Source organism: Synergistaceae bacterium, assembly GCA_017450125.1.
In the GTDB taxonomy this organism is placed as follows: Bacteria; Synergistota; Synergistia; order Synergistales; family Aminobacteriaceae; genus JAFUXM01.
Genome location: JAFSWZ010000014.1, coordinates 41,415 through 52,890 on the forward strand (window position 1 = coordinate 41,415; position 11,476 = coordinate 52,890).

The following is an 11,476-nucleotide window of genomic DNA, read 5'->3' on the forward strand; positions in this document are numbered from 1 at the left end:
GTGCCTATCCAGAGAAAGAACTTGAAATAGCGCGGATGCCTAACCTAGTGAGTGGGAAGTCGAACTTCACGGGGTCGGAAGGGCAGAAGAGGCGGAAAGAGGAAGTAATTTGCTTAGCGGACACGATGTCCCCGATTTTCCGCAACGTTAGGCCAAGTCTAAGTGCTATTCGGTGCATGTGCACATCTGTCGGCACAATAAGTTCGCTGGGCTTCAGGACTTCCCAGCCGCCGGGATCTACATCTTCCTTCCTTACCATCCACCTTAAGTACAAGAACAGTCTCTTACATGCGCTGCCATCCTTAGGGGCTGAGATTAACGAGAACGAACCAGCCGCTTTGTTGCGTGATAACCTCTCCGCAAACTTGTCCATCCCGGAAAATATATCCCCGTCAGACTTGCGCAGACAATCTCCCGCAAATGCCTCGATGCTGTCATATTCCCTGAGCACTTCCGTCATGTTCCTCAGCAGGTTGTTCATGTCCCGTGCTGTCGTAAAACGGTGCTTGAAGTCTTTAGGCAATATGTCAGGATTGTCGTTGTTCAGCAGAAATTCATGCGGATGCTTACCTAGACGCGACAAGACCTTCTCCGTGCTCTTCATGATCTGTGCCACGCGGCCGTACGCCAGCGACGAAGCCACAAGTCCCGTTATCTCCCTGTCCCTCACGTCGTCGTAGTTGTACAGGAAAAACAGCGGGTCAGGGTTGACTATCTCCCTGCGCGCGTAAACATAGTACATCCCCTCAAGAAACGCCTTCAGCTTATCCTTCTCCATTGTGCCCAAAAATTCAGGGGAGCGTCATTCCACCCCCCTGCTCGTCCGCTTAACGCCCGGCAAGTTCACGGTCAACTGTGTAGACACCGTGCTTGTCCGTGCCCAGAAATTCCAGCTTGCTCACGATACCGCTGGTGTTGTCCTCTTCCTCCATCTGCTCGTCAACGTACCACTGAAGCATTGACTGCGTCGCGTAATCCTTCTCGCTTATGGCAAGGTCAACCAGCTTGTAGATGCGGGAGGTTACGTACTGTTCATGAGCATAGGCCGCCTTGAACGCCTCCAGTGCGTCAGCGTAGGCCTCTTTCGGCTTCGCAACGTCGGGGATGATTACCCGTGCTCCGCGCTCGTAGATGTAGGCGATGAACTTCTCCGCGTGCTCGACCTCCTCGCTGTACTGCTTGCGCATCCAGTGGGACATTCCGTCGAGACCTTCCGCCTTGAAGTAGGCCGACATCGCAAGGTAGATGTACACAGAATCGTACTCGGCCTTGATCTGGTCGTTGATGGCAGAGACCATCGCGTCGGAAATCTTCATTACGCCTCAGCCTTCCAGAGACCGTGCTTGTTGCAGTACTCACGCGCTACAGTACCGGCCTTGATGTTCCCGAACTCTGCCGCAGGTGCTTCGCCGGGCTTCAGGAACTGGCGGCACACACGCTCGCCGTTGATGACCTCGATCCACTCGATGTAGTGATCTTCCGCCATAGGATGAGCGACGCTCCCTACCTTCACCGTCTGGCCGTCGAACGCAGGCACGTGCTTCTCCGTTGCCGCGTCGGTAGTGTTCTCCTTGAGCTCACGCATAGGCTCGCCGCAGCACACCAGCTGGCCGCCTCCGACGTGCATAACCTCAACGATGTTGCCGCACTTGGCACACTTGAATACGCTTAACTTCTCCATGATACTTTTACCCCCTGTGAATTATTGATGGAATGCTAGAATAATATCATGCGCATGTGAATTACTCAAAGGGGGAACGTTTCATGAAGAGAAGGGCATTCATTCTGACGGAGATACTTACCGGGCTGATGCTGCAGTCCATGTTCATCATCACGCTGTTCGGAGCGTTCTACATGCTGCTGACGTTCGGGACGAGTACACAGCAGACGTTGGCGGCGAATGATTCGGGGCAGACGGTTATCAATTACGTGGACAACAGGATACGCAACGCCGGGCTTGGGCTGTGGAAGTGCGGGAGTCCTCTGGGTGTGGCTGAAGCGTTAGGGCTGACGCAGGGCACACCGACGATGACGGCTCTGACGACCCCGAAAGGCGGCGGCTATATACCGTTCGACCTGCCGGTGGCTGTGCTGTCGTCGGAGAAGGGAAGCATCGGCAGTGTGCTCGTTACTGTGTCGGAGGACGGAGTGTATGAGGGGAATGTTCTTGTGCTGCTCCATGCCCACAAGGATAACGACAAGAATCTTGCCGTGCTGAAGAAGAGCGTGGCTAGCAGCGACGCAGTAATAGCGGCAGGCGGAAACGAGACCTTCAAGTTCATAAAGTTTGGTGAGAAGCTCACGACTAACTTCAGTTTCTTACAGATGAACGCTAACATCAAAGGCTGGGCTGTTACGGAGGCTTCAGGTGTACCGTTCCGCGTGAGGGATTATCAGCAGGTAGATACAAAAAAGTCGTACAACTTTTCCATATATTCTCCGTACAAGGGGGTAACTATTCACCCGATGAGCGAGCTCCTCAACCTCGAGTGCCAGAAGCTCTGGGCGGAAAGCAACAGCTTCTACTTCGCGAACATAGACGACAGCGGCACAAACTGGAACAAGCACCCCCACACCTCCGGCATCCTCGAACTCCACATGACGCTTGACACCAAACCCGCAATCCCAATCCTCGACCTGCAGGTTCTCGTGAGCGAAGGCCTCCGCGACGACGGACAGACAACTTCATGCCCGCCGAACTGGCCGAGCTCCTACTGGAAGAGCGAGTTCGGACAGCACAGGGTTCACGTCTCGCAGGCCGCGTGGAAGCTCTACAACCTTGCGCCTCTGTTCCATTAGCCGAGAACGCCGGACAGTGCACCGCTTACGTGCGACACCCTGACTAGCTCGATGCCCGAGAACTTCACCTGTTCCCGCGAACTAACTACAGCAGCGTGAAACCCCAGACGTGCCGCCTCGCGCAAACGGAGTTCAATCCGCGTTACAGGCCTGACTTCCCCCGCAAGCCCAACCTCGCCCAGCCAGCAGATCCCGGGCTTCAGGGGAATGTTCTTCAATGCAGAAGCTATCGCCGCACATGCCCCCAAATCCGCGCTCGGGTCTTGAAGGCTCAATCCCCCAGCAACGTTGATATACAGGTCGTGATTGTTCGTCGAAACACTGCACCGCCTATCGATTACCGCCGTCAAAAGCTGGAAACGGTTAAGCTCAATTCCGCGCGATGTCCTGCGTGGGTAAGGAAATGTCGTCCGCACTGCGAGTGTCTGAATCTCCGCCGCAAGAGGCGTGCTCCCCTCGAGGGCTATCGTCATCGCTACCCCCGCAACGGCGGAGTCATCCCTGTTCCAGTAAAGCCCGCTCTTGTCGGTTACGGGAGAAAGCCCGTCCTCCTTCATCTCGAACACTCCAAGTTCATCGGTGTTGCCGTAACGGTTCTTCTGCGCACGAAGCATCCTGTATGAAGAGTAGCCCTCGCCCGAAAAGTTCAGCACAGTATCTACCATGTGTTCAAGCATCATAGGCCCGGCTATCTTCCCGTCTTTCGTGATGTGGCCGATAAGCACCGCAGGAATGTTCTTCTCACGCGCGCAGTCAATCACACGCTGGGCAACTGCACGAACCTGCGTTACTGTTCCCGGCCAGCCCGAAGCTCCTTCTGTGCTCATTGCCTGAACGCTGTCCAGCACAAAGAACGCAAACTCCCTGCCGTCAAGGTTACGTAACGCGTCCTCGATGTCAGAGCCGGAGTACAGGTAGAGGTTCTCTGTTGCAGTGTTGAGCCTAGCTGCCCGAAGTGCTACCTGAGCATCACTCTCCTCGCCCGAAATGTACAGAACAGGAGCGTTGTAGTTTTTCGCGACGCTTCCCGCCGCCTGAAGCAGAAGCGTAGACTTCCCGATGCCGGGCTGTCCTCCGATTAACACGACTCCGCCGGGCACTAACCCTCCGCCGAGTACACGGTCAAGCTCGCTGATGCCCGTAGTGATTCTCTGCGGTGGCGCAACATCGAGGGCACTGATTACCTGAACGCGCGGGGATGAAGACACTGCCGCAGGCTTCGGCGAGTCGTCGAACTCCTCGAACGTTCCCCACGAACCGCATGAAGGACATTTGCCGGTTTTGGTGGTCGTGATGTGTCCGCATTCTACGCAAATATATTTTGTGATTTTCGTGTTTGCCATAATATATAATCATACTATGCATACAAAATTTTTCAGAGGGGGAATAACGTTGCACGCTATCGAGAAGATTCTAATGAAGAACAGCGGCAGAAGCTCCATACAGACCGGCGAAATCGTCAGCGCAAAAATAGACTTTGCCGAGATTAATGACCTCTACCTTCAGACGGTGTACTCGTTCTACGAGATGGGAGGCCAGCACGTCTGGGACAACACGCGTTGTGCGTTCGTGTTCGACCATTACGCACCGTGCCCGGACATCAAGAGTGCGAAGAACCACAAGGCTATGCGTGAGTTCGCCATCAAGAACAACCTCAAGTATCACTTCGACACCAACACCGGCGTGTGCCATCAGGTCTTGGCCGAAGCAGGGTTAATCTATCCCGGAATGATTGTCGTCGAGACTGACAGCCACACCACGACACAGGGAGCTTTCGGCGCGATGGGCACAGGCTGCGGAGCTACGGACATGGCAACAATACTGATGACCGGCGAGCTGTGGTTCAGAGTGCCGGAGGTCATCGAGGTCAGGCTTGAGGGTGAAGCACCCAAAGGCGTTTTCCCGAAGGATGTTGTGCTTGCGGTGCTCGGACGGATAAGAGCAGACGGGGCAGTCTACAAGGCTATAGACTTCACGGGGAGCTACGTTGACGCGCTCGGTGTCGCGGGGAGAATGACGATCTGCAACATGGCCGTTGAGATGGGAGCGAAGACCGCCTACATGCAGCCGAATCAGGAAGTGCTGGATTTCGTGGGCAAACGTGCGGTGCGTCCGTTCGAGGTTCAGTTCACGGACAAGGGGTATCACTACGCAGAAAGCTACGTGTTCGACGTGAGCACTCTCGAGCCGGAGCTGGCCTGCCCGTCAAGCGTCGAGAACGTTCACACGCTCGCAAGTGTCGTCGCGCAGGGAGAAGTGAAGCTCAATCAGGGGTACATAGGCTCATGCACTGGCGGAAGAGTTGAGGATATTGCGGTTGCGGCCAAGATTCTGAGGGGCAAGCACATTCCAGAGTACACGCGGCTTGTAGTGATTCCTGCGTCGCGCGAGGTAATGCTCGAGTGCATCGCTAGGGGCTACATCACTGACCTCATGAATGCCGGAGCAACTATCTCGACTCCGGGCTGCGGTGCGTGTCTCGGTGCTCATGAGGGTATTCTTGCGCCCGGCGAAGTCTGCATTACCAGCACCAACAGGAACTTTCCGGGACGTATGGGCTCGACGGAAGCGAAGATGTACCTTGCCAGCCCTGCGACGGTTGCGGCGAGCATGGTGAACGGGAAAATCACAGACCCGCGCGAATTTCTCTAGAGGAGGCAGACAATGAAGACTGTACTTACAGGCAAATGTATAGTAATCGGCGACAACATCGACACTGACCAGATATATCCGGGCCGTTTCCTCGCAATCACTGACCCGAAAGAGATAGGCTCTCACTGCCTCTGCGGAGTCAGCGAGGACATTTCCCCTAACTTTCCGCAGGGAGGTTTCGTTGTGGCGGGGCGTAACTTCGGGTGCGGGTCGTCGCGCGAACATGCTCCGATTGCACTGCTCAACATGGGAGCAGTCGCGGTCTTGGCCGACTCGTTCGCACGGATATTCTTCAGGAACGCCGTAAATCTCGGACTCCTGCCCATAATCTGCAAGGGGTTAAGCCAGCACGTCAAGGCCGGACAAACTTTGACGCTCGACCTCGACAAAGGAACAGTGAAGGTTGAGGAGACAGGAGAAGAGTACGAGTGCGAGAAGCTGGGGGAACAGGCGATGAAGATTCTGGAAGCCGGAGGGATTAAGCCTCTGATGCGGGCAAGGTTCGCAGGGAAATAGCTTCCTTGTAGGATTTTCCCCAGTCCTCCATAACGTGAAGCACGGGCTTTAACGTCATGCCCAGTTCGCTCAGCTGGTACTCAACGCACGGAGGCCGAGAGTTATAGACCTTGCGGGAAATCAGCCCGTCAAGTTCCATCGAGCGCAGGGATTCAGTGAGGACTTTATGGCTTATGCCGGACAGACTGCGCTTGAGCTCGTTGAACCTGCAGGGCTTTATGAGGAGCTCGCGGATAACAAGCAGCTTCCATTTGCTGCCGATTAACTGTATTGCTGTTGCGGCCGGACATTCCGGGAGTTCGTGTTTGTGAATCATAGTACTGATTATACATGCGGTTACAAATTAGTGCGTTCTTGCGGGATTACGTGATGTTGTCTATCATGCGGAGCAAAATCATTCACAGGAGGCAGCATCAATGGCACTCAAAGACTTAGCAGACTGGGGCAGCAAGGCTTCATCATGCGGAGGACAGAAACCGTCGGCTTGCGGCGGAAAGAAAGACGTATCATGCGGAGGAAGCAAACCCTCAGCTTGCGGCGGAAAGAAATAACTGACACGATACCCCGTTCACAAGGCGGGGTATATTTGTGCACATGCGATACTTCTCGTTTCAGTGGCACATCACCGACGAATGCGACCAGCGGTGCAAACACTGCTACATATACTCAGGCGAAAACACACACGCTCCCGAGAGCATGACGCTTGACGGCATTCAGCGCGTGTTCTCGAACTGCCTGAACTTCTGCGGGACTTTCGGGCGGATACCATACTTCTACATTACGGGAGGAGACCCGATACTTCACCCAAACTTCTGGGAGCTCCTCGAAACTTTCCATGAACACAATATAGGCTTCTCGATTCTCGGCAACCCCTTCCACATTGACGCGGACACCTGCAGAAGGCTTAAGGTTCTCGGCTGTGAGAAGTACCAGCTCTCGATTGACGGCCTCCGTGAGACGCACGACTACTTCAGGAAGCCGGGCTCATTCGACGCGACATTGAACGCCGTCAAGACCATCAACGATGCCGGAATATGCTCGGTCATAATGTCTACCGTCTCAGGCCGGAACATTCACGAGATACCGGGCGTGATTGATGTCGCTGTAGAGCGTGATGCTGAAGTGTTCTCGTTCGCGCGGTACTGTCCGACACACGAAGGCGAGACCAACGGCATAACTCCGAGTGAGTACCGCGAATTTCTCGGACTGTGCGACGAAAAGTTCAGGTATTACGAGAGCAGGGGCTGCCGGACATACTTTGACCGCAAAGACCACCTGTGGACCCTATACGATCACGGGCGGGGACGATTCACGATACCAGAATCCGCCGAACGTGGCATAATTTACGGCGGGTGCAACTGCGGAAACGCTCATTTGACCATCCTTCCGACGGGAGAGGTTTACGCCTGCAGAAGGGTCAAGGGCAGCAAGGTAGGCAATGCATTAACTGACAGACTCGCTGATTTGTGGCTGAATGAGATGGAACGTTACAGGGAATATAATAGATTCGTGAAGTGTTCGAGGTGCGAGCTATTGGCATATTGTCGCGGATGCCCTGCAGTCGCTACAGGAACACACGGAGATTTTTACGCGGAAGACCCGCAATGCTGGAAGGAGATACAATGATGGACATTATAGACGTAATCAGGACGAGGCACTCAATCAGGAAATACTTGGCCAAGCAGATAGAGCGCGGAGACCTCGAGAAAATCATAGAGGCCGGGCTTCGCGCACCGAACGCAGGCGGACGGCAGGGAAGCATAATCATCGGCATTCACGACGCAAGACTCGCCGAGCTTGTCGGGAAGCTCAACGTTGCACAGTTCGACAGGTCTGCGCTTCTGGGCAGCTATGTCTCTGATGAACAGCCCAGCATCATCGATGACCCGTCAATCAAGAGCGGGTTCTACGGTGCTCCGTGCGTGTGCGCGGTCTTCGGGCCGGAGGATTTTCTGTACAGCGTGGCGGATGCGTTCTGCTGTGCCGAGAACATGATTCTTGAGGCTCACTCAATCGGGCTGTCGTCATGCATAGTTGCGAGAGGCGAGGAGACTTTCACCAGCCCCGAAGGCCGGAAGCTCCTGAAGGAGTGGGAGATTCCCGAAGGCTACACGGCAAGATGCTTCGTGCTGCTGGGGTATATTGACGGTCCTGAACCTTCCCCCAAGAAACTGCATGAAGGAAGATTCAGGATTGTGGGGTAATCGCCGCAATGGGAAGGCTGAAGGTTTGACAAAATAGGGGATTGTTGCTATATTCTTACGGTTGAACTTTTCAGGCCCCGTAGCTCAGTGGATAGAGCGACTGCCTCCTAAGCAGTAGGCCGGGTGTTCGAGTCACCCCGGGGTCGCCATCACAAACATTCACCGCATAAATTATCACGAAGGGAATTTTCGCTGTATGTCTGTCTCTGACCGCATCGCAAAACTGAAGCATTATTACGCGTGGAGAATGAACAAGACACGTTTCCAGCCCCACAGCAGAATAAGTTTCAGCAGAACGCCCTACATCATACGGAGAGAAGCTGACGATGTCGGACTGTTCTCCTACTTCATCACCATTCTCGGCGGGATAGACTATGCCGACCGCAAGGGCTATATCCCTGTTGTCGATATGAAGAATTACCCCAACGCGTATCTGTACCCCTCCGAACTTGGCCAAGTGAACGCGTGGGAATACTACTTTGAGCAGCCCGGTAACGTTGCGCTTGATGAAGCACTCTCATGCAGAAAATATATTCTCGGCAAGGACTCGGCGTGTTTGTCCCGTCCTTCGCAATCTGCAGAGTTCTTTTACGGGCTTGACGGAAAGCTGGATTACTGGCGCGGACTGTGCAGAAAGTATATCCGCTTCACTCCTGCAGTGCTCGAACGTCTCGGTGAGCTCCGCCGGAAAGCAGAAAGCAGAAGAGTGCTCGGCGTTCTGGTCAGAGGGACGGACTACGCTGCCTTGAAGCCTAAAGGCCACCCGATACCTCCGACAGCAGAACAGGCAATCGCTAAAACCCGTGAGGCTCTGCAGGAAGAAGGCTTTGATGCAGTGTACCTCGCTACTGAAGACAAAGTGATACTCGCACAATTCCGTGATGCTTTCGGGGATAAGCTGATGCTTCCTGATGCTGATTACCTCGATTATAATTACGACAATCCGAAATATCTGCCGTATGTTCAGGCATCAAGGGCAAACGACAAATACCTTCGCGGGCTGGAATATCTCGTGTCAATGCTGTTCCTGAGCAGGTGCGCAGGGTTCATCACTTCACCGACGAGCGGATCAACAGGTGTTGTGTGCCTCTCTGAAGGCTTTGAGTACCTCTATGTGTTCGCTCTCGGAGAATACCCGTAAAAACAAGCCCCGCACCTTTGTACGGGACTCTGTGTATCACTTGAAGAATTTTGACGTTGGATGTTTGGCTCTCGCTAGGTTTATTGCCCTCATCAGGTTCTCACGAATCTTATCGGGAGGAGTTACCCCCTTCACCTGCCCCGCCGTAAAATGATTCCCTATGTACAGCGTACCGTTCACTATGTGCAGTTCATACGGTGCAAGCTCAAGCTGTAAGTACTTGTCCAGAGTTTCCCGCATTCCCGAAAGCACAGCCCTGACCTCCGCCGTCTTGTTCCCCGTCGCAACTGCAAGCCCGTCAACCGTCAGCTGAAGGTTGTTCCCGCTCTCCTTGATGTCGGTTCTGAGGAGACCCAGAGAGTACTTGCGCTCAATGGGTATCTTGCGCTCGTGCAAGGTCTTCACCGCCGCATCAAGCCTCTTCGGAGTGTCCGGGTGGTTCATGTAAATTCCGTACTCGATTATAGGCTGTTTGTACTCCTGCTCCATGAAGTGCTCGAACAGCGTAACCATTCCCGTCGGCGAGTACCCGGATTGTATGAGTGCCTCAAGCCCCAGCCGGTCAGCTTCTGCCTCAAGCTCCCGCGTGTATGAGCTTGTGATGGCAACCTGCGCAACCTGAGCAAGGATTATCGGTGCGGCAGCTCCCCCGCTGAGGAGCATTACAGCCAGCGCACCCAGCGTAACCTTGTTGCTCTCCGCCGCCATCCGCAGACTGTGCTTCCTGTCCGCGTGAATCATTTCGTGTGCCATTACCGCCGCAAGTTCCGAGTCAGTCTTCAGCGCGTCGACTATTCCCGTCGTGAAGAAGATAAACCCTCCAGGTAAGCAGAAGGCGTTGATGGCTTCGGTCTTCACGAGACGTACTTCCCACTTTATGCGACGGGACATGAACGGTTCAAGACGTGCCGCTATCATCTCCAGCTTCGAGACAGCCGCAGGGTCTGCAGTTATAGGCCACTCCTCGCTGATGCGCGCCATAGCCTTGCGTCCTATCTCTACTTCCTTCGCCAAGTCAGGGTCAGGCTCAGCGCAGAAAGCGCATCCCGCGCACACGAGCACAAGGATTACCGCAATAAACTTCCTCATATCATCGACCCTCCCATACGCGCATAGCTCGCGGCGGCGTTCTGTCCCTGTACGCGCGTAACCATCTGGCTTCTGAGGCCGCTCTTGAACTTGTCCAGCTCGTTTATCGCGTCGTCCTCTGCACGGATTATGCTCCCGGCCAAGTCCCGGCTCTCCTCGATGAGCGCAGGAAGTTCCTCGTCGTCAGGGTACAGGTCAAGCAGATACCTCCCGAATCCCTCAGGGAAGTTCATGCCGTTCGGGGCTGAGTGAAGGCCTGCCTGCTCAAGAAGGTCCTTCCAGCCGTCCGCAAGAAGCTGGAGCTGTGAGATTATGCCGTCTTTCTGTTCCAGCAGGTCAAACAGCTCGTCCATATCACCATTAAGGACAATGGCCTCAAGTTCCCTCGAGATCATTGCCCTTAACGTCCGGCATAAACTTATCTCACGCCGTATGAGTTCCTTTGCCTGTGTCAGTACGCTATCCTGCAAGCGTGAATGTTCCTGCTTTAACATTTTTCGCTGTCCCCTGAGCCGCAGCTCCTGCAGGAGGGTATGCCGACGGTGCTCTTGCCGGTGCGGGCTCCGGCTTCCTGCCCTCAACCTCAGCTACTGCCGCCGCCAGGTCCTGATCCTCAGGATGCGCCGCCTGATACTCCTTCAGCAGCTTCACCAGTGCTTCCTCCCACGTCTGCTTGAGTTCCTCGAGCATTCCGCAGACCGTCCTGATGTTCTCGGGCTCTTTCTTGATGTTCGCGTCAACAAGAAGCTGGTACATGTACTCATAGAGCTGCATGAGCTTTTCCGCAACTTCCCCGCCCTTCTCGCGGTTCAACGTAACCATGAGCTCGCGGATAACTTCCTGAGCGCGTATCGTCTCCCTGTTGGCGAGGTCGTAGTCCGGAGAACCGCCGTTCGTCTTGCCGAGAAGTGCATTCTCCGCAGTGTGGCAGGCCTTTATTCCGATGTCGTAGGTGATGAGAAGGAGCTGTTCCTTCGTCGCCGTTGAAATTCTCGTCGCCTGATAGGTGAACTGTGCATTAGGATTTACCATAAAACTGACCCCCTGAATTGTTCTTGTGTTATTGGTTTCTGCA

The 11,476-nt window shown here is 54.5% G+C and carries 14 protein-coding genes and 1 tRNA gene; 7 read left to right on the forward strand and 8 right to left on the reverse strand.

Annotated features, from left to right (window positions below; translation table 11 throughout):
* Positions 1-4: 4 nt before the first annotated feature.
* From IJT02_03035 to IJT02_03045, 3 genes are read right to left on the reverse strand one after another with little or no spacing between them, the layout of a single operon-like run.
* The gene (locus tag IJT02_03035; protein ID MBQ7543897.1) at positions 5-778 is read right to left on the reverse strand and encodes a TIGR02757 family protein; all 774 of its coding nucleotides are present in this window, start codon (positions 776-778) and stop codon (positions 5-7) included.
* Between the two features lie 49 nt (positions 779-827).
* Positions 828-1,298, reverse strand: coding sequence for a ferritin (locus tag IJT02_03040; protein ID MBQ7543898.1), 471 nt, complete (start codon positions 1,296-1,298; stop codon positions 828-830).
* A gap of 17 nt (positions 1,299-1,315) precedes the next feature.
* Positions 1,316-1,684 carry a desulfoferrodoxin gene (locus IJT02_03045; GenBank protein MBQ7543899.1) on the reverse strand — a complete coding sequence of 123 codons (369 nt, stop codon included), beginning with the start codon at positions 1,682-1,684 and terminating at the stop codon, positions 1,316-1,318.
* Between the two features lie 80 nt (positions 1,685-1,764).
* Here IJT02_03045 and IJT02_03050 point away from each other — a divergent pair, with 80 nt between their 5' ends.
* Positions 1,765-2,799 (forward strand): hypothetical protein, encoded by a 1,035-nt coding sequence (locus IJT02_03050; protein MBQ7543900.1) that lies wholly within the window; start codon positions 1,765-1,767, stop codon positions 2,797-2,799.
* Here IJT02_03050 and radA read toward each other — a convergent pair.
* Positions 2,796-4,142 carry a DNA repair protein RadA gene (gene radA / locus IJT02_03055; protein MBQ7543901.1) on the reverse strand — a complete coding sequence of 449 codons (1,347 nt, stop codon included), beginning with the start codon at positions 4,140-4,142 and terminating at the stop codon, positions 2,796-2,798. The two genes, IJT02_03050 and radA, sit on opposite strands and share 4 nt — an antisense overlap.
* 49 nt (positions 4,143-4,191) lie before the next feature.
* On the opposite strand from radA, the gene IJT02_03060 reads away from it, so the two are divergent.
* Together IJT02_03060 and IJT02_03065 are read left to right on the forward strand one after the other, a co-directional pair.
* Positions 4,192-5,451, forward strand: a complete 1,260-nt coding sequence (locus tag IJT02_03060; GenBank protein MBQ7543902.1) for a 3-isopropylmalate dehydratase large subunit — start codon at positions 4,192-4,194, stop codon at positions 5,449-5,451.
* Positions 5,452-5,463: 12 nt separating this feature from the next.
* The gene (locus tag IJT02_03065) at positions 5,464-5,967 is read left to right on the forward strand and encodes a 3-isopropylmalate dehydratase small subunit (protein MBQ7543903.1); all 504 of its coding nucleotides are present in this window, start codon (positions 5,464-5,466) and stop codon (positions 5,965-5,967) included.
* Here the strand turns inward: IJT02_03065 and IJT02_03070 are convergent.
* A complete protein-coding gene (locus IJT02_03070; GenBank protein ID MBQ7543904.1) occupies positions 5,930-6,283 on the reverse strand; it encodes a helix-turn-helix transcriptional regulator in 354 nt (117 codons plus the stop codon). The genes IJT02_03065 and IJT02_03070 overlap by 38 nt on opposite strands.
* Positions 6,284-6,561: 278 nt before the next feature.
* On the opposite strand from IJT02_03070, the gene acgM reads away from it, so the two are divergent.
* The 4 genes from acgM to IJT02_03090 all read left to right on the forward strand — a co-directional run bounded on the left by acgM (position 6,562) and on the right by IJT02_03090 (position 9,312).
* A complete protein-coding gene (gene acgM / locus IJT02_03075; GenBank protein ID MBQ7543905.1) occupies positions 6,562-7,593 on the forward strand; it encodes a radical SAM/SPASM domain protein, ACGX system in 1,032 nt (343 codons plus the stop codon).
* Positions 7,590-8,171: a nitroreductase family protein gene (locus IJT02_03080; GenBank protein MBQ7543906.1), complete on the forward strand. Its 582-nt coding sequence runs from the start codon at positions 7,590-7,592 to the stop codon at positions 8,169-8,171. Before acgM ends, IJT02_03080 begins: the two co-directional genes overlap by 4 nt.
* A gap of 73 nt (positions 8,172-8,244) precedes the next feature.
* Positions 8,245-8,320 (forward strand) — tRNA-Arg (locus IJT02_03085).
* Between the two features lie 98 nt (positions 8,321-8,418).
* Complete coding sequence (locus IJT02_03090) at positions 8,419-9,312, forward strand: O-fucosyltransferase family protein (GenBank protein MBQ7543907.1); 894 nt, start codon at positions 8,419-8,421, stop codon at positions 9,310-9,312.
* Positions 9,313-9,348: 36 nt separating this feature from the next.
* Here IJT02_03090 and IJT02_03095 read toward each other — a convergent pair whose 3' ends face one another.
* Genes IJT02_03095 through fliS form a run of 3 tightly spaced genes read right to left on the reverse strand, consistent with a single transcriptional unit; the run spans position 9,349 to position 11,433 of the window.
* Positions 9,349-10,401 (reverse strand): M48 family metalloprotease, encoded by a 1,053-nt coding sequence (locus tag IJT02_03095; protein MBQ7543908.1) that lies wholly within the window; start codon positions 10,399-10,401, stop codon positions 9,349-9,351.
* Entirely contained in the window at positions 10,398-10,871 is a 474-nt protein-coding gene (locus IJT02_03100) for a hypothetical protein (protein MBQ7543909.1), read from the reverse strand. Before IJT02_03100 ends, IJT02_03095 begins: the two co-directional genes overlap by 4 nt.
* Positions 10,861-11,433, reverse strand: a complete 573-nt coding sequence (fliS, locus tag IJT02_03105) for a flagellar export chaperone FliS (GenBank protein ID MBQ7543910.1) — start codon at positions 11,431-11,433, stop codon at positions 10,861-10,863. The genes IJT02_03100 and fliS overlap by 11 nt, the downstream gene beginning before the upstream one ends.
* Between the last annotated feature and the right edge of the window lie 43 nt (positions 11,434-11,476).